The following is a 26,265-nucleotide window of genomic DNA, read 5'->3' on the forward strand; positions in this document are numbered from 1 at the left end:
TTTTATATGAAACGATTTATTAGCTTCACAGTATTAATTGCATCTACTTTTGCATCATTAACCGCATGCGTATCTGCGCCAACTGGCCCGACCATTGCCATCATGCCGCGCGAAGGTAAGCCTTTTGAAGTATTTCAGCAGGAAGATCAGCAGTGTCGTGGATTTGCCGCCAATTCCATTAAAGATAGCGGCAATGCAGCATTAAAGGATGCTGCCACTAGTGCTGCCGTAGCTGCTGCCTTGGGCGCTGCTGCTGGCGCAGTGATTGGTGGCGGTAGCAGCGCTAATGTCGGAACTGGTGCAGGCATTGGATTATTAGGTGGAGCAGGAATCGGTGCCATGAATGCATCCGGAAAAGAAAACCAAGCTCAAACGCAATACAACATCGCATACCAGCAGTGTATGTATTCCAAAGGGAATCAGGTTCCTAGCTATCCAGCTCGTGGAACAGGCCCAAGCTATCGCTAAGACTGCAAAAAATCTAGCTTTCTAAACCTTAAGCGGCGGATGCGTTTTTTCATAGCGCTCCGCTGTTTTTCTAAAGAGGTAAAGTAGGAAGCAAGCAGCTAAGCCAAGGCTAATACTGTTGCCAGCCCAAAAGCCATTAGCACCTTGCAAGAAAATGGGCACATTACCAAATACATTAAAGCCCATGAGGTAGCCGCCACCAAGACCTACGCCCCATAGCGATCCTGCGTAGATCAACATGGGCCAAAAGGCAATTCGATAAGCCCGCAGAATAAATGCTGCCGTCACTTGTAGGGCATCAAATATTTGATAAAACGCGATAAACAAAAAGAGAGGGATTGAAAAAGCCTTCACCTCAGCCGGAGGATCATATAGATCTAATAGCTGCATTCTGAAGACCCAGACAGCAATCCCAATCGTGATGCAGGTAGCAGTTGTAAAAAATACAGATGACCAACCGATCTCCTCGGCACGTTCAGGCTTGTTAGCGCCAATCGATTGGGATACCAAAGTCATCGTTGCAATCGAGAGGGAGAGTGGCACCATATAAATTACAGTGCCTAGATTAGCAACAATTTGATGTCCAGCCAATGCAGTAGTTCCCAGGCGCGCAATAAAGAGTGACATGAAAGTAAATGAAGTGACTTCAATCAAGTAGCTAAAGCCAATAGGAGCACCCAGCTTTAGTAATACCCAAATACGATGCCAGTCAGGAGGGCTAAAGCGCACAAAGATCGAAAACGGTTTATAGAAACGATCAAACAAAACAAAGCCCAGAGTCAGCAGCATCCAGGTCCAGTTAATGATCACAGTAGCGACTGCACACCCAGGGCCGCCCATGCCTTCAATCCCAAAGCCACCATAAATAAAGAGTAAGTTCAGAGGTAGCTTTAGTCCCAAGCCAATGAGTTGAATGATGGTAATGACGGCAGGACGAGATACGGCATTATGTAAAGCCATCAAGACACGCATCACCATACTGGCAGGCAATCCAATAGCCAAAATATTGAGATATAACTTTGCCTTGTCTTCTATATCTGGACTCAAATGAGAAATCTCAAGCACATGATCTGCATTGGTCAAAATCAGACAACCAAGAATGGTAAGTCCGAGAGCAAGCCATGTAGCTTGCCTTACCTCTTCGCCGATCTCAGAGTAACGTTTAGCGCCAAAGAGTTGACCAGCAATCGGGGCGAGGGCAGACACCACACCAGTCAGGCCAACATAAACACTGATAAAGATTGCTGAGGCCATTGCTAGTGCTGCCAAGTCTTCAGCGGAGTAGCGTGCTGTCATAGCAGTATCTAGAACCCCAAACGTAATGACTGCTAACTGACCAATCAGCAGGGGTCCAGCAAGTTTCAGTAAAGCGGGGACGTCCTCGCGCAGGCGCGATAGTTTAAAGTGCAGCACTATTTATTCCGGGATGACTTCGTAAAGACGTAGGCGTTCATCACGGTCAGCTGCACGACGGTCTTCCCAAAGTAACTGCAGTTTTTTATTATTGAGCTTTGCGTATGCTTTAGCTTCGGATTGATTATGGGTCAACATCCACGGGCAATCAGCGTCATCACGTAAAGAGAGCTTAGTGAAGTAGCTAAAAGAGGCAAGTTGGGCATCGCCCAGATTACTCGTATTAATGCAGCCAGCACCGGATGGCACCACTTGCACAAGACGTGCAGCGACTTGACGATAAGTTTTAGCATAGTTAATGGTTGGCAACCATAATGTCATCAAGAGTACCCACATCAAGGTTGTGCCAGATGCAGAGATGATGAGACAGCGCCAGATTTCTTTAGGAGCGCGAGAGGTTCTCCAACGCACAATGGCGAGCCATGCACCAGTAATCACCATTGCAACAAAAAGGGCTAGGTAGTTGAATTGAAATTCAAATCCGGGGAGTAAACGCGCTACATTTGCAGCGGTTGATTCTGGATAGCCCGTTACTTTTGCCAGCCAAATAATCCAAATAGCAATCGCGATAAGAGTAAAGCTAAACATCGCAAACCAATCAATGAAGCTAATCATGCTGCGTTTTAAGATGGGCAAGCTAAACGCAGCCATGATCGATAGGCTCGGAATCAAAATCATCAAATCATGTTCGTTGGCTTCTGAGCGGAAAAAAACATAAATTAAGCTGCCAATAAATAAGCTTAGGGGAATACAAAGATGAGGAGCACGCCAAGCGCCCGCTTCTTTCACGCGACCCCAGTGGGCTAATGAGATGATTGCGAGAGGCCAAACAGGCCAAGCGTAGGCCCAAAAGTTCACGCTTAAAAAGCCAAGAGATTCGATTGAGGGAGTGGCGCGCATTTCTGGGATATTGCGCCAGCCTTCTTGCGCAGCATGGCGTAAATCAACTGGCAGATCAGTCAAATACCAAATGATCGGCCATATAGCAAAACCAATTAAGCCTAAAACAGTGCTGGTTAATGTCCAGCGAAAACGCAATTTGGCATTACTGGCTAGAACAGCGATGATGGTTGAACTAATGATGATTAAACTTAAGGTGAGATTGCTAGAGAGCGCAACAATCGTGATGCCGAGACCAGTCCATAAGCCTCCTTGCCATGGTTTATCTAAGCCACGTACAGTCCCATAGAGCAAAATACTAATACCCATGAGTTGAGCCATCATTGGCGTAGTTTCATGAGCGCGTTGAGCTAGTCCAACGCAAGCTAAGAAGATGAGTAGTGCACCATCCGCTAAAGTCATGCCATAACTCTTCAAATCGGGTTGACCGCCAACAGCAAGAGCCATTGGTTGCACTTCACGACGACGACCTAAAAGGTAGGTGGCATACCAAATCGCTAAGGCAGCAGAGAAAAAGCAAATAGCAGAATATAAGCGCGCAGCATTGGCAGCGCCAATCCAAGAGCCAAATAATTCGATGAGAGTAGCGCCCATCCAATAAGGCAGTGGAGCGCCTAAAGAAATATCGCGACCGGCGATGTGAGGAACAACCCAATCAATGGAGTTACCGCGGAACAAAGTCCACATGCCCCCAAAACCAACCGCATCTTCATTCTTCCAGGGATCACGAAAGAAGAGACCCGCAAATCCATAAACCAAGGTCAGCGCAAAAATAATAATGCGTGGAATGGATTTAGTGGCAGCGGCGGTTAGTTTGACCATGGACTCTATTTAAGCAAAAACAAGAAATAAAAAAGGCAGCAAACGCTGCCTTGATTATCTCGCAGAGCAGGTATTTGACATACCCTGCGAATTGAAGTGATTTAAGCCTTCTTCTTAGCTGGCTTTGCAGCAGCTTTAGCTTCTGCAGCAGCAGCTTTTTTCTCAGCTGTTTTAGCAGCGCCATCACCGGTAGCCTTAGCAACAGCTTTAGTACCGAATTTCTGACGGAATTTCTCAACACGACCAGCGGTATCCATAATTTTTTGGGTGCCGGTGTAGAAAGGGTGTGATTCAGATGAAGTCTCGATCTTGGCCAATGGATATTCTTTGCCATCTTCCCACTTGATTGTCTCTTTAGTAGACATGGTGGAGCGAGTCTTGAAGCTGAAGTTATTAGAAACGTCTACGAAGACGATTTCACGATATTCGGGGTGAATGCCAGGTTTCATTTTGAGTCCTATGAGCGGGTAGCCGTTTAAGTTAAAAGAACCTAAATACTTTCCCAGTTTTTAAAAGCAGTGATTGGTGCAGCAAAGGCAAAATTATGCCATGAAATCAACAACAAAGCGCACTTTTGGGGTCTAAAAGGGGCTAAAGCAAGCCCCTGAGCCTGTAAACAGCCCCTAAATTAGCCTCCGCGACGCATCAGGTCAAAGAATTCACTGTTGTTCTTGGTCGATTTGAGCTTATCCACGATGAAGTTCATCGCTTCAATATCGTCCATATCGGCCAGCAATTTACGCAATACCCAGATTTTCTGGAGGTTTTCTGCCTTAACCAACAATTCCTCGCGGCGGGTGCCAGACTTATTGAGGTTAATCGATGGGTAAACGCGACGTTCAGCCAAGCGACGCTCAAGGTGAACTTCCATATTGCCCGTGCCTTTGAACTCTTCATAAATCAGGTCATCCATGCGGCTACCCGTTTCAATTAGGGCAGTGGCGATGATGGTTAATGAACCGCCTTCTTCAATATTACGAGCTGCACCGAAGAAGCGTTTTGGACGTTGCAAGGCATTGGCATCCACACCACCAGAGAGCACTTTTCCAGATGAAGGAATTACGGTGTTGTATGCGCGAGCAAGGCGGGTAATGGAGTCAAGCAGAATGATGACATCTTTACCCATCTCGACTAAACGCTTCGCCTTTTCAATCACCATCTCAGCAACTTGCACGTGACGCACTGCTGGCTCATCAAAAGTGGAAGCAACCACTTCACCACGAACGGAGCGCTGCATCTCGGTCACTTCTTCAGGACGCTCATCCACTAGGAGAACAATCAAGATTGCATCAGGGTTATTGGCGGAGATAGCGTGAGCGATATGCTGCATCATCACTGTCTTACCGGATTTAGGTGAAGACACAATCAAACCGCGTTGACCAAAGCCAATCGGAGAAATCATATCGATGATTCGGCCGGTTAAATTTTCTTCTGCCTTGATATCGCGCTCTAACAAAATCGTACGATTTGGGTGCAGTGGAGTTAAGTTCTCGAACATGATGCGGTTTTTGAGGGCCTCTGGAGCTAAACCGTTGATCTTGTCGACTTTGACTAATGCAAAGTAACGCTCACCATCTTTTGGTGTTCGCACTTCACCTTCAACGCTATCACCCGTGTGAAGGTTAAAGCGGCGAATCTGTGCAGGGGAAATATAAATATCGTCAGGAGAAGCCATGTAGGAGGCTTCAGGAGAGCGCAAGAAACCAAAGCCATCTGGCAATACCTCTAAAGTACCGTCACCAAACACCATTTCACCGGCTTTAGCGCGCTTTTTCAGAATGGCAAACATTAATTCTTGTTTGCGCATCCGTTGCGTATTTTCAATCTCCAAGCTAGCTGCCATTTCAAGCAGGGCGGATACGTGGAGGACTTTGAGTTCAGTTAATTGCATGTGGTTCTCTGGTGTTGATAAAGAAAAAAGGGATTAGATCAATTGGTTTTGGGGTATCGCTGCGCTGATGGAAATCAAGCAGATGTGGAAAAACAGAATTTGGGAGATTTACTTAAAAGATGGGGGGAGGTAATTGCTGAAAATGAACGCTTTGCTTTGTAAGTGCGAGGCGCTGAACTACTGTTAAACGCAATATTACACTAAAAAATGGGGCAGGCAAGTGCAATTAGCAGGTAAAAACCACAGGCTCAGCTAGTGAACCCGTGGTGTGGGACTATTTACAGATGACTATCAATAAAGGTAGACAACTGGGATTTGGCCAAAGCGCCTACTTTTTGAGCAGCTACGGTGCCATTTTTGAATAGGATCAAGGTCGGAATGCCGCGAATGTTGAACTGTGCTGGAACACCTTGGTTCTCATCCACATTCATTTTTGCGATTTGCAACTTGTCACCATACTCACCAGAAAGCTCTTCTAGGATTGGACCAATCATTTTGCAAGGACCGCACCATTCAGCCCAAAAGTCGAGGAGAACAGGTTTATCAGACTTCAGGACGTCTTGTTCGAAAGAGGCGTCAGTTACGTATTTAATACCGGCACTCATGAAAATTCCTTATTTAGACTTATTTAGTGAGTTATTTAATTGTGGCGTTACAAAGCTTATATTAGCAATAAGCCAAACATTCTGCCGAATTTTCCAAATAAGCCCTAAAACACCAATCCAACAGCCCCTGTAATGCTTCACCCATTTCCGACCATTTCAAAGCAAAAGCAGCCACAGGCTTGGGCAATTACCCCCAATAGCCAGGCGCTGACAGAATTGGCCAAAGGTATTTGGGATTGTGCGAAACAAACCCAAAAACGTCCCTTAGTAGTCCTTAGCACTGCCGGACCACTGATTGGGGTGCGGGCAGCCTTAGAGCAAAACCGACCAAAGGATCTGCCAAGTAACATCGCCTTCTTGCCGCAAGTCATTAGTTTTGCTGATTGGTTAGAGGCGGCGCCAGGCGCATGGAAGTTTCCAAAAAAGCAAACGGATTTAGAGAGATGGTTATCAGTCTTTGTGAATTTGCGTAAACACAAAGTATTGCAAAGCTGGTTTAAGGCAGAGAGTGAAGCGGGTGCGTGGGGATTAGCACAAGCTGTCATTGATGCCTGCGATTCATTATCAGAAGTGGTGGTTCCGCAATTACAAGGCGAGTTAAATGACTTGCTACAAACCCATACACTCGATACCGAAGCCTGGCTAAAAAAAGTAGCGCTGGTTTTAGATCAAGCCATTGCCAAAGCCTATGTAGGGCTCTCACGCAATGTGGTCGATGAAGAGTCTGCAGTTCTCTTAACTTTCTGGCGTTACTTAACAAACATTGGGGATCCAGTCATTCGCAAACATTTAGCGATGGCTGCCCAGATGCAATTAGCAAAAACCAATGCAGAAAAAGACTCCACTACAGTACGTCCACTCATCTGGGTACAGACTGCTGATCCAAAGCCGATTGATCAAGAGTTAATCGATGGATATCTCAATGATTATGCTCAATTTGCATGCGTAGTCCGTGTAGATCTCAACTGGCAATCGGTTGCCTTATGGCCTGAGGCGCTTTGTGGGCTGGATGCAGAAGGACATATTGTAGTTGTGAGCCCCCAAGAAGACGCTCAAATTAAGAGCAACATTCAAGTTCATCAGCAGGATGACTGGCGCTTACTGGCAGCAAGACGTTTTGAAGAATTAGCCTGGACTGCAACTAAATCGATTGAGTCTCATTTGATTGCTGGTAAGAAAAATATTGCGCTAGTTGCGCAAGATCGATTAGCAGCACGCAGAGCACGTGCATTACTCAGTCGTTTAGGCGGCGCATTACGGATTCGTGATGAAACTGGCTGGAAATTATCGACCACTAGAACTGCCGCAGCATTAGATAGCTGGCTAGAAATCATGCGTGCTCCTAAAGAGGGGCCCAGCGCAAGTGCTTTACTCGAGTTTTTGCAAAACCCCTATTTCGATCTTTCTCATAGTCTCAATACATCACCCGAAGCGTGTAATGGCCTTACTGCTCAGCTTGAAGATATTTTGATTGCCAGTCAGGCGAAGTCTGGTTGGGAAACTTTTATGATGGCAATAGAGCGAGCCAATAGTTACGCTGCCAGCAATGGCGATTCACCCAACACGCACTTAATCGATCTCATCAAGTTTGTCAGACATCTACATACTGGCTGGCAACAGTCAATGGTCGATTGCTCTAGCGCCTATGCGCTCTTACAAAAAAATCTTCAAGAAACTGGTATGGCACAGCGCCTTGAAAAAGATGCCGCAGGTAAGCAGCTCCTCAATGTATTAAAGGGATTTGATTTCAGTAGCGGTATCTATAAAGACGTCAAGATGCGTTTACCAGAATGGTTAAGCCTTCTTAAGACAGTGATTGAAGAAGCTTCTTATGAAGAGGCTGGTCAAGAGGCGCAAGCAACCCTCAGTATTTTGCCGCTGAGCTCAACGCGACTTCGTCAATTTGATGCGGTAGTTGTAGTGGGGTGTGATGAGCAGCAATTACCCGCATTTTCTGAGCCGCCCTTATTTTTCTCAGACACACTCAATCGATACTTGAAGTCATCTACGATTGCAGCGCAGTACATCCAGCAAGCAAGAGACCTTTCTCAGTTGTTAGTGTCATGTAAAAACGTCGATTTGCTTTGGCAGAGCAAAAGTAAAAGCGGAGAACCGCTGAGGCCATCGGCTTGGATTGCGCGTTTACAGACTCAATTAAAAGACTGGCGAGTAGTTGATGCGAAGCCAGATACGTATGAAGGTCAATCTCAGCCTATTACGATGTCGGTCAGCACGCCTAGTCAGAATTTGGCTATTCCAGTCACTGTTTCGCCCAGCGCCTATAAGGCTTTACGTGATTGTCCTTATCGCTATTACGTCAGTAACTTATTGGGCCTGCGTAAGGCAAAAGAATTTGAAGAGGGCTTTGATGCTTCTTTAGCAGGGCAGACATTACATGCACTGCTCAAGACCTTTTTCCAAGCACTCAAGACTGAACAAGAGAAGTCACATTCACCAACACATCAAGGTAGCGAGGCGCGACGTCAGTGGATGGTCGATCATCTCATGAAGTATTCAGAAAAAGAGTTTGAGCGCCTCATTGCTGGAGATGCCCGAGTATTAGGAGCCTTGAGAGATTGGCAAAAACAAATCCCTAGCTTTGTTGATTGGCAGCTCAAAAGAGAAAGTGATGGTTGGCACTATCACGATGCTGAGCTACCCATTGGCTTTACATTAAGCTTGAGCGACCCTGATGGTATCCAAAGAGATATCCGTATTGCAGGGCGCGCTGATCGATTTGATATTCATGAGTCTGATGGTACTGCGGCGGCAGTGATTGACTATAAAAATCAGAAGATGAAAAAGATTGTCGATCGCGCAGAGAATATCTTGGATGATCCACAGCTTTTAATCTATGCTCGCGCTGCCAATGAGAATGCCATTGCAGCCCATCTGCCAGGACGGACAGTAGGAGAGGCGCAGTGGGTCTCACTCAAAGCAGAGCTTGATAAAGGCGAGGATAAGAATATTCGGGCGCATACGGTAGAAGATATGCCAGATGTGATGACTCAGTTTTCTGAGCAGATCGAGAAAGATCTCAATAGTTTGTGGGCGCGCAAGCCCATGCAAGCATTTGCTCCTGATAGCGTATGTCAATACTGCGAAGCCAGAGGCGTCTGCAGAAAGGGGATGTGGTGAGCGAAGAGTTCGATTACCCCTTAGCCTGCAATCCCGAAAGATCGGTCATTGTTTCTGCTTGTGCAGGCAGTGGCAAAACTTGGTTACTAGTAGCTCGCATGATCAGGCTACTGTTGGCTGGTGCAAAGCCGCAAGAAATCTTGGCACTCACTTTTACACGTAAAGCCGCACAAGAAATGCGTGATCGTCTGTATGGTTTGCTAGAAGAATTTTCTGTCGCTGATGATGAGAAGCTCATACATGACTTATATATCAGAGGCCTGACAAAAGAAGAGGCCAAAAACTTGCTACCTCAAGCTCGGGCTCTGTATATCAAAGTCTTATCAAGTCCACAGGCCATCGTGATTGACACCTTCCATGGTTGGTTTGGACGCTTATTAGGTGCAGCGCCTGTATCAGCAGAAGTTCAGCCTGGCTTTAATCTGAGAGAAGACGCCAAGCGTCTACAAGAAGAGTGTATGCAAGACTGGTGGGGCGATCTACCTGACAATCTTAAAAAACACTATGACGTACTCCTAGCTGAATTTGGTGCAAGCGAAACCCAAAAGTTCTTGATGGGTAATTACAGCCTTTTTAAGCAAAGAGGTGCATGGACATTTTTCCAAGAGGCTTGTGCCTCTAAAAACATTAAAGCAATTGATTATTTAGATCAGGTCTTACCATACTTAAACCAGCAAAACCCACTACAAATCTTTTGGGAATGCCCCGAAACTAAAGAAAATCTAGAAGTACTCTACAAGTGCTTTAGTAATGGCACACCAACCCAAATAAGTAAAGCTCCTTATCTTGAAGAAGTGATGGCGCATCATGCTGCCGGTAGATCTGTGATGGATATTGCCGATCAGTTTGAAACTTATTTTTTGACACAAAACCGCACACCATTAGCAGATATCGAAAAAACTTCTGCTCCAATACTCAAGTACCTTAGTAAAACGGGCGGAGATCCCGCACAAATTACGATCATTCGTAATGATTGGGTGCTGGCCTATGAAGCGCTATTTGCTTGGCAAAGCGAGCATCTAATGCATGAACTCAATGCAGCTTGGTTTGCTATGAGCGAAGCAATGCTCAGCCATATGGAAAAAGCCAAAGAGGCTATGCGAGTACGCGACTTTGATGATCTAGAAATTGGCGTGAGTCAATTAATGACGAATTCTGCTAATGCTTCGTATTTGCAGGCCCGCTTAGATGCGAAGTACAAACATATTCTGATTGATGAGTTTCAAGATACCAATCCATTGCAATGGCAAATATTGCGTTCTTGGTTAGACGGCTATGGCGATGATGGTTCTATGCCAAGCGTCTTTATTGTGGGGGATCCCAAACAATCTATTTATCGTTTCCGCCGCGCCGATCCAAGACTGTTTGATAGCGCTCGAGATTTTCTGGTGAATAAGTTAAATGCCAAGCCTTTATCGCAAAATAAGACTCGCAGAAATGCACCTGCCATTAATGATGCAGTCAATGATGTGTTCTTAGCGGGCGCCTTGCCCGAGAGTTATCAATACACTAGGCAGACAACTGCCTGGAAGCCTTTGCTAGATGGCCTTCCAGTAGAAGACTATGCAGCAAAAGGTGTAGCGCAATTACTACCACTCATCGAGCGGGTGGAGAAGGTGCAGCCAGAAAGATCTGGTACGGCTTTTGATAATGCTATTAAAGATGCCAGCCAAACAATTGATGTGCAACAGCGCTATGAAGAGGGTAAGCAAGTTAGTCGCTTGATTCATCAAGTGATTGCGACGCATCAAGTAATGGATAAAAAGGATGGTAAGGAGTATTGGCGTGCTGCAAGAGCGAGTGACTTCATCTTATTAGTTAAGCGTCGTAAATATTTGCCGCAATTTGAGAGGGCTTTGCGAGAAGCAGGTCTAGCTTATGACAGCTCACGTTTAGGAGGCCTCTTAAATACTCTAGAGATTGATGACTTGATTGCCTTGCTGACAGTCTTGGTTTCTCCAAGACATGATTTACCCTTGGCTCAGGTGCTACGCAGTCCGATCTTTGGCTTTACTGAAGCGCAGATGCAAGTACTTAGTATGAGTACTGGTGGTAATGAGGGCTATCGCTCTTGGTGGGATGCCTTGCAAGCGAGTCAAGACAGCGAGATTCAGAGGACAGCAAGGTATTTAGAGCATTGGCGTACTTTAGGTGAGGCATTGCCAGTTCATGACCTACTCGATTTGATTTATCACGAGAGTAATTTGCGAGTGAGCTATGCCATTGCTGCTCAAAATCTGGCACGTGCGCAAGTCTTAGCAAATTTAGACGCCTTTTTAGAGCTCGCCTTAAATCAAGATGGCGGACGCTATCCAAGCCTGAGTCGTTTTATTGATGATATGAATGCGATGCGTCGTGGCGATGATGATGAGACGCCCGATGAGGGAGATGTAGAGGCGGAAGCTGATACCAATGAAGATATTGGTGAGGTAGATGAGCAAAGCGAGATGTCAGAAGAAGATCGGCATCAGCGTGTGCGCTTAATGACGATTCATGGGGCTAAAGGATTGGAGTCACCGTTTGTCATCATGCTCGATACCAATCACACTGAGTGGAGAGCGCCACATCGAGGCGTTCTGCTCGATTGGTCTCCAGAGCATGCTAGCCCAAGTCATCTCTCTCTGTATACCTCTAAGACATTGACTGGTGAGCGCAGTGATATTTTCAAAAAAGAGAATGAAGTGAGTCAGAATGAAAATTGGAACTTACTATACGTTGCAATGACCAGGGCCAAGCAGGGCTTATGGCTTAGCGGCGTTCAAAGTAGAACTAAAACGGGTATTAATGAGCGTTCCTGGTATGGCAGAGCCCTCACTGCAGGAATGCCAATTTTAGATATCGTTGATCTTAAAGAAGTTCTCCAGACTCAGAATGAGTTCAAGGTAGAGTTAGGTAGCATGCCATTTAAGATCGATCACTTTGAGATCGCATGGGATCAAGCCAAGAAAGAGTATCAAGACTCAATTTTAAAGATTGAGAGTGGAGCGCTAGCGAAGGAGCTGGAAGTAAAGTCTTTAGAGCAGGCAAAAGAAGAACCCGATCCAGAAATTCTGGAAGAGGGTACGAACTTTCATAGGCTGCTTGAGTTCTTGACCGCTGACTCAAACAACCCAGCCAAACCGCCTATGCCAAGTGAGCAAGAGATAATGAATTGGCTAGGCGTAGATCAAGAGCATGCCCAAAAGTTAATGACTCGAACCAACACGGTATTAGAAGCGCCGGAATTGAAGAGCTATCTCACTTCAGGGCAGTGGATTGCCGCTTGGAATGAGCTTGACATTGCGAGCGAAGAGGGTAAGAGTTACCGCATGGACCGCTTGGTCGAGTTAGATGACCACTTAGCGATTATTGATTACAAGCTCACGATTCCAGAGCCTAATAGCGAGAAATATGAAAAGTATCGCAAGCAGTTACAGGGCTATCAGACTGAGCTCACACGCATCAGAAAAGATAAACCTAATAAGGCTTACTTAATTTCTTCTAAAGGTGAGATGGTAGAAGTGAAGTAGGGCGTTAAGCGGCGGCCTTGAACTTGTTAGTAATCAGGGCGCCCTTGTTCAGCTTCTTTATCAATTCTCAGGGTAACTTGCTCTTTAGTTCCGCTGCCTATAGACCTCCCCCACCAACCCATTTTGAACATAGTAGGGTCGGATATGCACAAAAAATGTGCAAAATTTCATAAAGGCTACATCTTTTTTTGGTAGTCTATTAATAATAAAAATCTTAGGTAAGGTTTTTTATCCTTGGCGTTGCAAGGGTTAGCTCATCAAAAAGAAAAAGGGCGTTAGGAGATGACTGAGGGAATATTAATTGGAGGCTTGGTAGTGTTAGGCGGCTTAGTTGCTAGCTACATGAAGAAGCACCCTTTTTATCTCCATAAAACTCAAAAACGTAAAGAGCACTACCAACATAAATTACAAGACGCGCTCGCTCAAACTTACGGCACAACTGACGCCTATTGGTTGTCACGCGCGATTGCCGATAATATTTTTGATTTTGGTACGAGAACTTATCATGATTACCATGTTGAGCGTTTCGAGAAAAAAGCAAAATCTGAAAGGCCACATCTCTTCGAGTTAAAAATTGAAGAGCCCAGAATTTTATGTGAGCACTTAACAGAGCGTGCTATTGAGTTAAAAGTTCCGCTAAGTGCTTTTACTATGCATATGCGATCTCTCTGGCTAGAGTACCTGATACCCGTTGGCCGTTTGACGCCAGGAGCGGTTGAGCGTTTGCCTGGCTCAAATCTTTACGTTGCTGAGTTAAAAAACTTACCCGTCTCCCAAGAAGATATGCAAACCTTCATGCGTAAAACGGGGGAATCTTAAACACTTAAGCTCACTTAATCATTCCTGCATTCTTCGCATCTTCCATCGCTTGCGGAATTTTCTCTTTCATGAAGGCCGGCATTTTTGCCAACGGCACATCCACAATCACAAATCCAGTCTCTTCCAGTTTCTTTTTGGTTTCAGGGTCAGCATTGAGTTTGGCAAAGTAATCAGACAGTTTTTGTTGTAATACCAGTGGAGTCGCTTTAGGTACAGCAACACCACGATAAGCGCCGTCTACCCAGTTCAAGCCAAGCTCTTTAAAGGTTGGCACATCTGGCAGGGCAGGGTTACGTTTTTCAGTAGCAATGGCCAGTGTACGTACCTTACCTTTTTGCTGAATCGCTAATGGCAGATACCCCATTGCGCCATCTACGTGCATCCCAATCAAGGCAGTAATTAAATCGCCGGTACCTTTAAAAGGTACGTAAGTAACTTTGACACCTGCCAATTTATTTAAGCGCTCTACCGCCATATGGTTGGCAGAGAACTGTGCCGAGCCCGCTAGGGTCATCTTGCCAGGATCTTTTTTAGCGGCAGCAATAAATTCTTGGTAGCTCTTGTAAGGGCTATCGGCAGAGACCATCAAAGCATCTGGAGTGAAGTGGTAGTAATAGATCGCATTAATGTCTTCAGTTTTGTACTGAATACCTTCTTGTAAAGGTTGCAAGATCGTATGCGGAATATTGACACCCACTACGGTAGTGCCGTCAGCAGGATAGGTATTAAGAGCGCTCCATACCAAAGCACCGCCAGCACCAGCACGATTCATCACCACCATTGGCTGATTAAACTTTCTGGCAGAGATATCGGCTTGGTAACGCGCTACTAAATCAGACTCACCGGCAGCAGGAAAGGGAATGATGTACTGAATGGTTTTATCTGGGAAGGGCTGAGCATTAGCCCCCGATAGCAAACCAAAAGCAAGCAAGCAAGCACTCAGTAATTTAAATAGCTTCATTTGGAAATCTCCTCGATAACTGCATTAGTAACATCACTCATCATCGCGCTGCCGCCAAGATCGCGAGTGTGTAGTTTTGGATTGGCCGTCACTTTTTCAATTGCAGCCATTAATTTAGCGCCTAGGGCTTTTTCACCTAGGAAGTCGAGCATCATCACTGCGGACCAGAAGGTGCCAATGGGATTGGCAAGGCCTTTGCCCATGATGTCAAATGCAGAACCATGAATGGGTTCAAACATGGATGGATAGCGGCGCTCTGGATCTAGATTAGCGGTTGGTGCAATACCTAAACTACCTGCCAGTGCCGCGGCTAAATCACTCAGTACGTCTGCATGCAAGTTGGTAGCCACAATGGTGTCTAAAGACTCGGGGCGATTAACCATACGCGCTGTTGCGGCATCAACCAATTCTTTATCCCAAGTGACATCCGGAAAATCTTTAGCAACGATGTTGGCGATTTCATCCCACATCACCATGCCATGACGCTGCGCATTGGATTTTGTGATAACGGTCAGATGCTTGCGGGGGCGTGACTGCGCTAACTTAAAAGCAAAGCGCTGTACACGCTCCACTCCAACGCGCGTCATGATGCTCATATCGGAAGCCACTTCAATGGGGTGGCCTTGATGTGCTCTGCCGCCAACACCAGAGTACTCACCTTCGGAGTTCTCACGCACGATCACCCAATCGAGTTGACCAGGCTTGCAATTGCGCAATGGTGTTTCAATTCCGGGAAGAATGCGAGTAGGGCGCACGTTTGCATACTGATCAAAGCCTTGGCAGATTTTGAGACGCAATCCCCACAAAGTAATGTGATCGGGAATTTTTGGGTCACCAGCTGAGCCAAACAAGATGACGTCTTTAGAGCGCAAAGGCTCCAGACCATCGTCGGGCATCATGATGCCGTGTTTACGATAGTAATCACCACCCCAATCAAAGTGCTCAAACTCAAAAGCGATTTCAGGATGTTTTTTACTTAAGGCGTTTAGAACCTTTTCGCACTCAGGAATGACTTCCTTGCCAATTCCGTCACCCGGAATGGACGCTATCTTGTACATCTTCATGTATCTCCTACTGTTTTTATATGTGACTGCATTGGCAGATTTATGACCCATTATGCAATCCCTGACCCCCTAAAGACCTCAAAACAACAAAAATAGCCTCATTTTTACGGTTTTTACATATACTGTATAAACATACAGTATATTAATGACTATGAGCCAACCAATGAGTGCCACTAAAGTAAGCCTAAGCCAGAGCCCACAAGCCTTGGGAGCTTATTTTGCCGCCTATGAGACTAGGCTTCTGAGTCACCGGATTTCGGCAGGATTTCCTAGTCCAGCAGCGGATTACGCTGAAGATGGCCTCGATTTGAACCATTACCTAGTGCAGAACAAGCCAGCCACTTTCATGTTCACCGTGAAGGGCGATTCGATGCTGGGGGCAGGCATTTGTGATGGCGACAAGGTAGTCGTTGATAAAGCCCTTAAGCCAAAACACAAAGACATCGTGGTGGCGGTAGTCGATAGCGAGTACACCATCAAGCGCCTGTATCAATTACGCGGCCGCATTGAACTCCAAGCAGAAAACCCCAACTATCAAGCCATCACCTTTAACGAAGGCAGTGAGTTGCAAATTTGGGGTGTGGTTGTTGGGGTAGTGCGCAAGTACAGCAATGCCAGTAGCAGATATAACAAAGAGGCAAAGTCATGAACCCCCTTTTTGCACTCGTTGATGTCAATAACTTTTATGTTTCTTGTGAGCGCGTGTTTCAGCCCAAGTTAGAAGGCGTGCCGATGGTAGTGCTCTCCAATAACGATGGCTGCGCAGTAGCACGTAGCGCGGAGGTCAAAGCGCTGGGTGTCAAGATGGGTACGCCTTGGTTTCAGATGCAAGAGCTTGCTAAGAAGCACGGCATTCAGGCTTATTCATCGAACTACACTTTGTATGGGGATATGAGTAGCCGCGTAGTACAAGTGCTCAAGGCTTTCACACCAAATCTCGAGGTCTATAGCATCGACGAGAGCTTTTTGCAGATCGAGACTGTCTTAAAACAATATCAAGACACGATTGAGCTAGGAACAAAAATTAAGCAGCAAGTCAAAGACACCACTGGTCTACCAGTTTGCGTCGGTATTGGGGCGAGTAAGACCTTAGCCAAGTTAGCCAATCACTTGGCTAAAAAACACAAACAGTTTGCTGGAGTGTGTGATGTCAACGCCATGGCAAAGCCAGAGCTCTATCAGTGGATGAGTGAGACAGCAGTAGGTGAGGTGTGGGGTGTTGGTCGGCAAATCGCCAAAAAACTCACAGCCCAAAATATTCATAGTATGTTTGACCTCCTGCAGGCTTCACCACAGGCAATGCGCCAACAGTTTGGGGTAGTAATGGAGCGCCTTTGTTATGAGCTGCGCGGGACTTCTTGCCTGGAGCTCGAAGAAGTGGCGCCAGCCAAACAACAAATCATTGCCTCACGCAGTTTTGGAAAACTCGTTACTAGTCAAGCAGAGCTTGCCCAGTCAGTAGCTACCCATGTAGCGCGCGCAGCGGAAAAGTTGAGAACCCAAAATAGCACTACGGGCGCGCTCACGGTATTTATTCAGACTAATCCGTTTAAGCAATACGAGCCACAACATCATCAGAGCATCACCATTCCACTGCCTGATGCAAGCGATAACACGCTGACATTAACCAATGCAGCCCTTGCAGGCCTCAAGCAAATTTACAAACCAAACTTTCGGTATAAGAAAGCAGGCGTCATTCTCAATCTCATTAGTGATAAGCCTACTATGCAGCAATCCTTATTTGAAGATGTCGAAAGTAAAGGCAAATCTGCACATCTGATGAAAGCGATGGATCAGATCAATACGCGTTTTGGTAATGCAGTACTCAGATCAGCGGCAGCAGGAACAAACAATACAAAGCAAGGGTGGCAAATGAAATCAGGCAATAAGTCACCAAACTACACCACGCAGTGGGATGAGCTACCAATCGCAAGATAAGAAAAGAAAATAAAGATGAAAAAACCACAGCAAAACAGTTATTTTTTACAAGCTCATTTCGTGAGCTTTTGACCCACTAATCTGAATACGTAGCAACACACTCAATAGCGAAAGAGGAGAAAGCAAATGGAAACAATTGGCAACTTGATGAATAACTTTAACGGCATCTCATTGGCAGTCATCATGATTTTGTCTTACTGCGCAGTGCTCAAAAACACCAAGCGTCATGAAAGCGCAACAAAGCCAGTATTTAATCGTAGATACGAGTAAAGATCAGTAGCAGCAGGAAATAGGCAGTAAATAAGCAGTAAACCGCAGCAGGCAAAAGCAGAGGGGAATAAGGAAATCACGGATTCCTTATTCCCTAATTCTTTTTGGGCCCTGTATAAGGCTATTAGGCATAATGCTCCTAAGTAATAGATGCATTTTCATTAAGCAACAAAGGGACAAAGTTCGTTAATATTGAAAAATGAATGAAGACAAGCAAACCTATCTAGATAAAAAATTGCGCCCATTACCACGTTGGATATTTATGTCGCGTTGGTTGCAAGCACCTTTATATATTGGCCTTATCGTTGCCCAAGGCGTTTATGTTTGGCAGTTCTGGATAGAGCTCTACCATCTGATTTCCATGATGGCGAATAAGGATATGACTGAAACGGCATTAATGCTTGTCGTCTTAGGTTTAATAGATGTAGTGATGATTTCTAACTTGTTAGTTATGGTCATCGTTGGTGGTTGGGAGACTTTTGTATCGCGTTTGGAGCTAGAAAACCATCCTGACCAGCCTGAGTGGTTATCTCATGTGAATGCCGGTGTTCTGAAGGTGAAGCTAGCAACCGCCATTATTGGCATTTCATCGATTCATTTGCTCAAGACCTTTATTAATGCCGCATCCTATGATGAAAAGACATTAATGTGGCAGACCCTCATCCACGTTACCTTTGTATTGTCTGCCATTGCCATTGCCTATACCGAAAAAATAGTAACTTCAGCCCATAAACCGCATTGAGAATGAGGGTAGGTAGGCCTAGGCCCACTCAGAAGTCTAGAAGCATGTTTTCAATGAATGTTCAAGAGGCCAAATGACATCAAACCCTTGTTTTGAATGCGGCCAGTGTTGCCAACATTTTCGGGTGAGTTTTTATCATGCTGAAATTGAAGGTAATGGTGTTGGCACAGTGCCAGCAGAGCTCACTACCAAAATATCAGAGCACCTCGCGTGCATGAAGGGTACAGAGAAGGGCGGAGCACCTTGTATCGCCCTTATTCATAATAAAGAAGAGGGTTGGCGCTGCTCTATCTATGAAGATCGACCAAGCCCATGCCGAGAATTTAATATTCTCAATGAAGACGGCACACCCAACCCCGATTGCCTAAAGCTACAGCAAGTAGCCAAACAGAAAAAAGTCTTACTTAGCCAAATTTAGACTCTTCACGATTTGACTAAATGCTGCGTACTCTTGAGTGAGCTTATCTTGCAACTCTTTACCAGTGAGTACAGCAGAAGACTCCCCTGACTCATCTAAGTAACGTAAGGTATCTGGCTCTTTCATCGCCTTACTGTAGGCTTGGACAATTTGATTGATGCGTTCGGGCTTTGTGTCCTTAGGGGCAAGAATGACACGCCATAGCAAAGTCTCTTCTTTAGCAAGGCCAAGATCTTTTAAAGAACTAGCATTTGGGAACTGTGCATTTCTATTAACCGAGGAAACTAATAAACATTTAGCCTTACCCACATTGGCGTGTTGTAGTACTGGTGGAATAGAGCCCACATAGATATCAATCTGATTCGATAAGAAGCCGATAATGGTTTCGCCAGCACCTTTATAGGGAACATCGACCGTTTGAATATTTTGGGTTCTAAAGATGCGCTCAGCAGCAAGCTGTGCAGGACCGCCTAGACCATCGGTTCCGTAAGTGTATTTCTTGGGATTTTTACGCAACTCTTCCATCAATGCTTTACCGTCATTTGCCGGAAAGTCAGGGCGTACACAAAAGATATAAGGAGCCGTAGAAAGCTGAATCACTGGAATGTAATCACTCGGCGTGTAAGGCACTTTGCTAGTTTGCGGCACGACGGTCACTGGCGCAGGCCATACACCAGCTAAGGTGTAGCCATCGGGCGTAGAGTTAATCACTTGTGCAAGGCCAATGGTGCCACCAGCACCAGCTACGTTCTGAATACTAATCGGTCCACCAATAAAGCGTTGCGCATCTTTCGATACCACCCGAAAGAGGGCATCAGTGCCGCCACCAGGCGCAGTAGGCACAATCAATTTCGTAACCGTTTGTGCAAGGACAGGGCTTTGCAATAAATAGATAACGCTAAGACCAAATAAACCCTTAGCAAGGGATTGAGTGAGTGAGATGATTAAGTGGCGCATATTAGAACCTTAGAAGAAACTGAGTCTAAAAATGAAACAGCGATTTAGGATTATGAATGAAAATATCTTCCCAAACCACCGAATCGTCAACTTCTGATTGAATCCAAGTTAAGCAATCAGCGTAAGTAAATTGGTTTTCATAACTTAACCAAGGCCAGTCGCTAGCCCAGACCAACTGTTTTGGGTTTGCAGCCACTAGGGCATCAACATAAGGCTTAATGCTGACACCATTCAAAGAGCCCACTCGATAGGGTGCAGAAAGCTTGACCCAAACCTGGCCGGCTTCAAGGGCTTTTAAAGTGTTCTGAAAGGATGGACTGTTAACGCCTAACTTCGGATCAGGGTGGCCAAAGTGATCCAGCACCAAAGTGGCACCACTTGCCAGAATCTGTGGAACGACCTGTTCTTGTAGGTGGTCCTCTATAAATAATTCAATATGCAGATCAAGGTCTCTTGCTAAAGCCAGCAGTCTTTTATATTGCGCACTATTAATATCTGGAAGAACTTTTTTCTTATTCCAATTGAGTCGTATACCAACGATGCCAATTTCTTGCATTAGCTGTAATTGACGCTCAAGGGCAATGATCTCTGTAGCAGGATCGATAATTGCTGTACCCCTCAGTTGATCCGGAAAGCTACGGAGCGCATCAAATAGCAAGGCATTATTTGCGCCATAAAAACTTGGGGCGGTTAGAACACCATGAGAGATGCCATGGCTATGGAGGACTTCTAGATATTCTTTGGCACTCACATCTCTCGCAGGGCGAGAGTGAATGTCGGGGGCTAAAGGAAAGTCCAACGCCATAATATGAGCGTGGCAATCTATTCCTGTAACTTTGCCTTTATCTTGCATCTATCCCTTGATTCATCCTTATAATTCTGTAAAAAGGAGACTACCATGTCCATGCACTTAGGCACAAAATTGCGCAAGCTCATTAATGAGAAGCGGGGTTTGCTGGTACCAGGAGCAGGTAACGCTTTAGCAGCACGCGTGATTGAGGATGCGGGTTTTGAGGCTGTCTATTTAAGTGGCGCAGCAATTACTAATCAGTTCTACGGCATTCCTGATCTAGGCTTTATTGGTCTCAATGATGTTGCGGCGCACACTGCAGCAATTAGAGAGGTTACCCAAATTCCCTTAATTGTCGATATTGACGTTGGCTTTGGTAATGCCGTTAATGTGCACCACACCATTAAAGTGCTCGAGCGCGCTGGCGCCAATGCAGTTCAAATCGAAGATCAAGCAATGCCTAAGCGTTGTGGCCACTTCGCTGGCAAGATCATCATTAGTAAAGAGGAGATGTGCAGCAAGATTAAAGCTGCAGTGGATGCCAGAGTGCATGATGACTTCTTAATCATTGCTAGAACGGATGCTAGATCAATCTATGGCCTTGAGGATGCACTTGATAGGGCACAAAGCTATGCGCAAGCAGGCGCAGATATGACTTTTATCGAAGCACCAGAAAGTGTAGAAGAAATGAAGCTCATCGCTGCGCAAAGTTATTGCCCACAACTAATCAATATTGTTATTGGTGGAAAAACTCCATCCTTACCATTAAAAGACTTATCTGCGATGGGCTTTGGAATCGTGCTCTACGCTAATGCTGCTTTGCAGGGCGCTGTTCGTGGCATGACTAATGCCTTAGATCATTTAAAGAAAACAGGTGAACTTAAAGAAGATCCTATATTGGTAGCTACCTTTGCTGAGCGCCAAAGTGTCGTCAAAAAAGAAGACTTTGATGCGTTAGAGAAAAAATTCTCTTAATGCAAACAAAAAAATCAATCAGATTCAATGCAAAGGATGAGTAATCGATGGTAAATATAGCTCGTCTAGGATTTTTGATTCCGCCTGGGAATCCCAATACTGAAGGTGAAGTCATTAAGATGGCTAGGCTAGAATTCTCGCTTCACTTCACAAGAATGGTCGCTCATGGCGAGACGGGAAGTCTTGATGGGCAGGACGAGCGCAATCAAACGCAGATCGATCATTTACCTGAGAATATTGAGCTTCTCAAGTTGGTCAAGCCTGCTGTGATAGCGATGGCCCATACTGCCAGCAGTTACACCCTTGGCAAGGAAGGTGAGGCCAAGCTGATTCAAAAGCTTGAGGATCAATACGCAGTGCCATTCATTACCGCCTTTGGTAGTGTGGTGAAGGCATTGAATCACCTCAAAGTAAAAAAGATTGCCTTTGGTACGCCTTATAGTGAGCAGAACACTTTGCGTTGCAAGCATTTATTAGAGGCATATGGTTTTGAGATTGTGAGTTTTGGAAATTTGCCAGGTGTCAAAAATATCTATGATGAAACCACGCAGCGTGCACTTGAGCTGGTGCGCCAAGTTAATAGCCCCGCTGCGCAAGCTATATTCGTGAGTGGGGTGGGAATGCCCACGATTGATATTCTGGCGCAAGGCGAGGCCGAGACGGGTAAGCCCGTGATTTCAAGTATTGCCGCTACGATGTGGAATGCACTTCAAGCGGCAAAGGTCAGTAGCAGTATTGAGCAATTTGGCAGCTTACTTTCAGGAAAACACTAAAGTGAAATTCATCCAATATGTATTAGCCACACTAGCAATCACGATTGCTTCACTATCCCATAGCGCTCCATTTCCAGATAAACCGATTCGCCTAATAGTTCCATTTACAGCTGGAGGTAATGTGGATAATTCTGCGCGCACAATTAGTCAGGGATTATCTGAGCAGTTAGGGCAGAGCGTGATTGTTGATAACAAACCCGGGGCTAATACCCTCATCGGCGCTGAGTTTGTGGCGCGCGCTAATCCAGATGGCTATACCTTATTATTAGGAACGCCTGAGAGTCTAGCAATAAATCCTCATGTATATAAAAGGATTAACTATGATCCGCTCAAAGATCTTACTGCCGTAGGCTTAGTCGGTAATTTTCCTTTTGCGTTGGTTGTCAATCTAAAATTACCCGCTAAAAATATCAAAGAGTTTGTGGCACTTGCAAAAAGCATGCCTGGAAAAATGAACTACTCATCATGGGGTATAGGTAGTACATCCCAAATTACATTTGAGAGATTTAATCAAGTAGCCGGTATTGAATTAGTCCATATTCCCTTTCAGGGAGCTGCTCCAGCGATTACTGCAATTGCCGCAGATGAGGTGCAGGCGATGATGGTACCGCTCTCGGTGGCCTTGCCACAGGCAGCCGGCGGCAAAGTCAAAATTTTGGGCATTACCACTAGTCAACGCTTCGCTAGTGCCCCAGATATTTTGACTTTTCAGGAGCAGGGCTATCCAGTAGTCATGAGTGGTTGGCATTTAATCGTAGCGCCAAATAAAACAAGCCCATCTGTTTTGCAAACCCTGAACCGAAACCTGAATAAAGCGTTAGAGACTCAAGCTACTAAAGAGGCATTAATCAGGATTGGGATTGAGCCAAGCCCAGGATCAATTGCTCAAGCCAATAAACTTATCCAGACTGAATATGAGCGTTGGGGCAAAACCGCTAAAGATGCTGGCATTGCAATTGAGAAATCAGAGTAATAGCCTAGTTGCTCATTTTGATGGTTGGCAAAAGAGAAGAGTGAACGCATTGAAAATTTTCGTAACGGCATTGGCTTTCATTTGCTCTTCACTCGCATTTGCAGACTATCCCGAAAAGTCGATTCGTTTAGTAGTGCCATTTGCTACTGGAGGAACTTCAGAGATCATTGCGCGCTCTGTGGCCAGTAGTCTCAGCACAAGCCTGGGTCAATCTGTCTATGTGGATAACAAGCCTGGCGGTGCAGGCAACATCGCGATGGAAGAGGTCAAACGCGCCAATCCAGATGGCTACACCTTGATATTGGGTCACGTCGGAACCCTGGCTGTGAACCCTGCACTCTTTGGTAAAAAACTTCCTTATGATCCCAATAAAGATTTTGCGCCCGTAAGCTTAGTAGCAAAAGTGCCTAATGTCATTGCAGTGAGCGAGAAAAGTAATTACAAGACCTTGGCCGATTTAGTGGCCGATGCTAAAAAGAACCCGGGAAAAATAAATTATGGCTCTGCAGGCAATGGCAGTGCAGGGCACCTGGCAATGGAATACTTTTCATCTGAAGCCGGAATTGATCTAGTCCATGTGCCCTATAAAGGTTCTGGTCCAATGCTGACTGATTTAATCGGCGGTCAAATTCAGGCAACATTTAATGGTATGCCTTCATTAATGGGCCAGATTAAAGGTGGTGCTTTACGTCCGCTAGCTGTTGGATCATTGGAGCGCTCAAAAGTATTGCCCAATGTGCCCACCATTGCTGAGTCTGGTTACAAAGGATTTGAGACCTCGCAATGGTATGGAATTATGGCTCCTGCTGGCACGCCGCAACCGGTGATTGATCGCCTGCAAAAAGAGATTGCAAAATCGTTAAAGTCAAAAGAAGATTCTAAAAAGATGCTCGATGACGGTGCGGTATTAGTGGGAGATACACCCGCTCAGTTTGGAGCATTCATTAAAACTGAGCAAAGCCGTTGGGCTAAAGTAGTTGAAAAGGCGAAAATCACAGTCGATTAAGGAAACACTGCAGGTAGCCCCTCTCTGGGATGGCAGGCATTAAGATAGAGTTACTTAAATCCACGGCTAAACCCCAATGCCAAAAAAGACAAAAGAATCCCTGCGTAGTGCCCGTTGGTTTGCACCAGATGATTTGCGCTCATTTGGACATCGCTCACGCGCTATGCAAATGGGCTATGGCCCCGAGGATTGGGCTGGTAAGCCAGTCATTGCCATTATTAATACCTGGTCAGACATTAATCCGTGTCATACGCATTTCAAGCAACGGGTTGAAGATGTCAAGCGCGGTATCTTTCAAGCAGGTGGATTTCCACTAGAGCTGCCAGCAATTTCACTGGCAGAGCAGTATGTCAAACCGACAACGATGCTCTATCGAAATATGCTCGCCATGGAAACAGAAGAGCTGATTCGCTCTCATCCTGTGGATGGTGCAGTGCTCATGGGCGGCTGCGATAAAACTACTCCCGGTTTAGTAATGGGCGCTTTATCTGCCGGTCTGCCATTGGTGTATCTACCTGCTGGTCCGATGTTGCGTGGTAATTGGAAAGGCAAGGTTCTCGGTTCAGGATCTGATGCTTGGAAGTATTGGGATGAGCGCCGCGCTGGCAAGCTCTCAGAAGCGCAATGGTTAGAAGTGGAGGGTGGCATCGCGCGCAGTCATGGTACTTGTATGACGATGGGCACGGCTGCCACCATGATGGGTATTGCCGAAGCATTGGGGCTGACATTGCCTGGTGCATCGAGTATTCCGGCAGCCGATGCTAGTCATCCACGCATGGCAGCAGCCTGTGGCAGAAGAATAGTCGAGATGGTCTGGGAAGATTTAACTCCCGCAAAAGTCTTAAATAAAGCGAGTTTCTTAAATGCAATCAATGCCGCCATGGCCATGGGTTGCAGTACAAACGCCATCATTCATTTGATTGCAATGTCAAGACGTGCTGGAGCAGAGTGCACTGTGACCCTAGATGATTTTGATTCAGCCAGCAGAAAAGTTCCGGTGATTGCCAACATTCGTCCTAGTGGTGATCAATATTTGATGGAAGACTTTTATTACGCCGGAGGCATGCCAGCACTACTCAAGCAAATGGGCTCGCATCTCAATCCACAAGCGATGACCATCACTGGTAAAACGATTGGCGAGAATATTCAAGACGCAGAAGTGCATAACGAAGATGTGATTAGGCCCTTAAATAAAGCAATCTATCAAGAGGGGGCACTCGCAGTACTCAAGGGCAATATCGCTCCTGGTGGTGCAGTGATTAAGCCAAGCGCGTGCGCAGAGAAATTCTTAAAGCATACGGGTCCAGCCTTAGTGTTTGATAGCTATCCTGAAATGAAAAAAGCCGTTGAAGATGAAAATCTTGACGTCACCGAAAATCACATCTTAGTTCTCAGAAACGCAGGCCCCAAGGGTGGACCTGGTATGCCCGAGTGGGGCATGTTGCCCATTCCAGTAAAGCTTGTTAAGCAAGGTGTACGCGATATGCTGCGCTTATCTGATGCGCGGATGAGTGGGACGAGTTATGGCGCTTGTATTTTGCATGCTTCGCCAGAAGCCTATATTGGTGGGCCATTAGCGCTCGTTAAAACAGGCGATCTGATTACCGTTGATGTACCTAATAGAAAAATTCATCTAGAGATCAGTGATGAAGAGCTCAGTCAAAGAAAAGCGAAGTGGGTTGCACCAGAACCTAAGTATGAGCGTGGCTACGGTTGGATGTTTAGCCGCCACATCTTGCAAGCAGAAGAGGGTTGTGACTTTGATTTCCTAGAGACCAGCTTTGGTAAGCCAGTGCCAGAGCCTGATATTTTCTAATTTCTTCCTGTGCCTCA

The 26,265-nt window shown here is 45.7% G+C and carries 23 protein-coding genes; 14 read left to right on the forward strand and 9 right to left on the reverse strand.

From position 1 onward, the window contains the following. The first annotated feature begins 6 nt into the window (after positions 1–6). A complete protein-coding gene (locus ICN31_RS01880) occupies positions 7–468 on the forward strand; it encodes a glycine zipper family protein (RefSeq protein ID WP_216258045.1) in 462 nt (153 codons plus the stop codon). A gap of 21 nt (positions 469–489) precedes the next feature. On the opposite strand, the gene ICN31_RS01885 is transcribed toward ICN31_RS01880, so the two are convergent. The 5 genes from ICN31_RS01885 to trxA form a co-directional block, all read right to left on the reverse strand. After that, a complete protein-coding gene (locus ICN31_RS01885; RefSeq protein ID WP_216258047.1) occupies positions 490–1,881 on the reverse strand; it encodes an MATE family efflux transporter in 1,392 nt (463 codons plus the stop codon). Positions 1,882–1,884: 3 nt separating this feature from the next. Beyond that, positions 1,885–3,603 (reverse strand): glycosyltransferase family 39 protein, encoded by a 1,719-nt coding sequence (locus tag ICN31_RS01890; protein WP_216258049.1) that lies wholly within the window; start codon positions 3,601–3,603, stop codon positions 1,885–1,887. 101 nt (positions 3,604–3,704) lie between these two features. Continuing rightward, positions 3,705–4,052, reverse strand: a complete 348-nt coding sequence (locus tag ICN31_RS01895) for a type B 50S ribosomal protein L31 (RefSeq protein WP_216258051.1) — start codon at positions 4,050–4,052, stop codon at positions 3,705–3,707. 179 nt (positions 4,053–4,231) lie between these two features. After that, on the reverse strand, positions 4,232–5,494 hold the full coding sequence (rho, locus tag ICN31_RS01900; RefSeq protein WP_216258054.1) for a transcription termination factor Rho: 1,263 nt from the start codon (positions 5,492–5,494) through the stop codon (positions 4,232–4,234). A gap of 278 nt (positions 5,495–5,772) precedes the next feature. Next, complete coding sequence (trxA, locus tag ICN31_RS01905; RefSeq protein WP_216258055.1) at positions 5,773–6,099, reverse strand: thioredoxin TrxA; 327 nt, start codon at positions 6,097–6,099, stop codon at positions 5,773–5,775. A gap of 132 nt (positions 6,100–6,231) precedes the next feature. Between trxA and ICN31_RS01910 the strand changes: the two genes are divergently transcribed. The 3 genes from ICN31_RS01910 to ICN31_RS01920 all read left to right on the forward strand — a co-directional run bounded on the left by ICN31_RS01910 (position 6,232) and on the right by ICN31_RS01920 (position 13,565). Then, complete coding sequence (locus tag ICN31_RS01910) at positions 6,232–9,237, forward strand: PD-(D/E)XK nuclease family protein (RefSeq protein WP_216258057.1); 3,006 nt, start codon at positions 6,232–6,234, stop codon at positions 9,235–9,237. After that, positions 9,234–12,746 (forward strand): UvrD-helicase domain-containing protein, encoded by a 3,513-nt coding sequence (locus ICN31_RS01915; protein WP_370624254.1) that lies wholly within the window; start codon positions 9,234–9,236, stop codon positions 12,744–12,746. Before ICN31_RS01910 ends, ICN31_RS01915 begins: the two co-directional genes overlap by 4 nt. A gap of 282 nt (positions 12,747–13,028) precedes the next feature. Continuing rightward, a complete protein-coding gene (locus ICN31_RS01920; protein ID WP_216258061.1) occupies positions 13,029–13,565 on the forward strand; it encodes a hypothetical protein in 537 nt (178 codons plus the stop codon). 10 nt (positions 13,566–13,575) lie between these two features. Here ICN31_RS01920 and ICN31_RS01925 read toward each other — a convergent pair whose 3' ends face one another. Continuing rightward, positions 13,576–14,526, reverse strand: a complete 951-nt coding sequence (locus ICN31_RS01925; RefSeq protein ID WP_216258063.1) for a tripartite tricarboxylate transporter substrate binding protein — start codon at positions 14,524–14,526, stop codon at positions 13,576–13,578. Further along, positions 14,523–15,590: a tartrate dehydrogenase gene (locus tag ICN31_RS01930; protein ID WP_216258065.1), complete on the reverse strand. Its 1,068-nt coding sequence runs from the start codon at positions 15,588–15,590 to the stop codon at positions 14,523–14,525. Before ICN31_RS01930 ends, ICN31_RS01925 begins: the two co-directional genes overlap by 4 nt. A 145-nt stretch (positions 15,591–15,735) precedes the next feature. Here ICN31_RS01930 and ICN31_RS01935 point away from each other — a divergent pair, with 145 nt between their 5' ends. The 5 genes from ICN31_RS01935 to ICN31_RS01955 all read left to right on the forward strand — a co-directional run bounded on the left by ICN31_RS01935 (position 15,736) and on the right by ICN31_RS01955 (position 18,958). Further along, entirely contained in the window at positions 15,736–16,239 is a 504-nt protein-coding gene (locus ICN31_RS01935) for a LexA family transcriptional regulator (RefSeq protein ID WP_216258074.1), read from the forward strand. After that, positions 16,236–17,528: a Y-family DNA polymerase gene (locus ICN31_RS01940; RefSeq protein WP_216258076.1), complete on the forward strand. Its 1,293-nt coding sequence runs from the start codon at positions 16,236–16,238 to the stop codon at positions 17,526–17,528. The genes ICN31_RS01935 and ICN31_RS01940 overlap by 4 nt, the downstream gene beginning before the upstream one ends. Before the next feature lie 126 nt (positions 17,529–17,654). Then, the gene (locus ICN31_RS01945) at positions 17,655–17,798 is read left to right on the forward strand and encodes a hypothetical protein (protein WP_216258078.1); all 144 of its coding nucleotides are present in this window, start codon (positions 17,655–17,657) and stop codon (positions 17,796–17,798) included. Between the two features lie 199 nt (positions 17,799–17,997). Continuing rightward, positions 17,998–18,540, forward strand: coding sequence for a TIGR00645 family protein (locus ICN31_RS01950; protein ID WP_216258080.1), 543 nt, complete (start codon positions 17,998–18,000; stop codon positions 18,538–18,540). Between the two features lie 73 nt (positions 18,541–18,613). Further along, entirely contained in the window at positions 18,614–18,958 is a 345-nt protein-coding gene (locus tag ICN31_RS01955; protein WP_255530875.1) for a YkgJ family cysteine cluster protein, read from the forward strand. Here ICN31_RS01955 and ICN31_RS01960 read toward each other — a convergent pair. Next, entirely contained in the window at positions 18,941–19,915 is a 975-nt protein-coding gene (locus ICN31_RS01960) for a tripartite tricarboxylate transporter substrate binding protein (protein ID WP_216258084.1), read from the reverse strand. The two genes, ICN31_RS01955 and ICN31_RS01960, sit on opposite strands and share 18 nt — an antisense overlap. A 25-nt stretch (positions 19,916–19,940) precedes the next feature. Next, the gene (locus ICN31_RS01965; protein ID WP_216258086.1) at positions 19,941–20,768 is read right to left on the reverse strand and encodes an amidohydrolase; all 828 of its coding nucleotides are present in this window, start codon (positions 20,766–20,768) and stop codon (positions 19,941–19,943) included. Between the two features lie 51 nt (positions 20,769–20,819). On the opposite strand from ICN31_RS01965, the gene ICN31_RS01970 reads away from it, so the two are divergent. The 5 genes from ICN31_RS01970 (at position 20,820) to araD (ending at position 26,248) form a co-directional block, all read left to right on the forward strand. Next, positions 20,820–21,680 carry an oxaloacetate decarboxylase gene (locus tag ICN31_RS01970; RefSeq protein ID WP_216260682.1) on the forward strand — a complete coding sequence of 287 codons (861 nt, stop codon included), beginning with the start codon at positions 20,820–20,822 and terminating at the stop codon, positions 21,678–21,680. Positions 21,681–21,727: 47 nt separating this feature from the next. Further along, positions 21,728–22,453, forward strand: a complete 726-nt coding sequence (locus tag ICN31_RS01975) for a hypothetical protein (RefSeq protein ID WP_216258088.1) — start codon at positions 21,728–21,730, stop codon at positions 22,451–22,453. A gap of 1 nt (position 22,454) precedes the next feature. Beyond that, positions 22,455–23,426 (forward strand): tripartite tricarboxylate transporter substrate binding protein, encoded by a 972-nt coding sequence (locus ICN31_RS01980; RefSeq protein WP_216258090.1) that lies wholly within the window; start codon positions 22,455–22,457, stop codon positions 23,424–23,426. A gap of 40 nt (positions 23,427–23,466) precedes the next feature. Beyond that, positions 23,467–24,432 carry a Bug family tripartite tricarboxylate transporter substrate binding protein gene (locus tag ICN31_RS01985; protein ID WP_370624255.1) on the forward strand — a complete coding sequence of 322 codons (966 nt, stop codon included), beginning with the start codon at positions 23,467–23,469 and terminating at the stop codon, positions 24,430–24,432. Between the two features lie 76 nt (positions 24,433–24,508). Continuing rightward, a complete protein-coding gene (gene araD / locus ICN31_RS01990; protein ID WP_216258092.1) occupies positions 24,509–26,248 on the forward strand; it encodes an L-arabinonate dehydratase in 1,740 nt (579 codons plus the stop codon). The last annotated feature ends 17 nt before the right edge of the window (positions 26,249–26,265 follow it).

The sequence above is a fragment of the Polynucleobacter sp. UB-Piko-W3 genome, assembly GCF_018881635.1.
GTDB lineage: Bacteria > Pseudomonadota > Gammaproteobacteria > Burkholderiales > Burkholderiaceae > Polynucleobacter.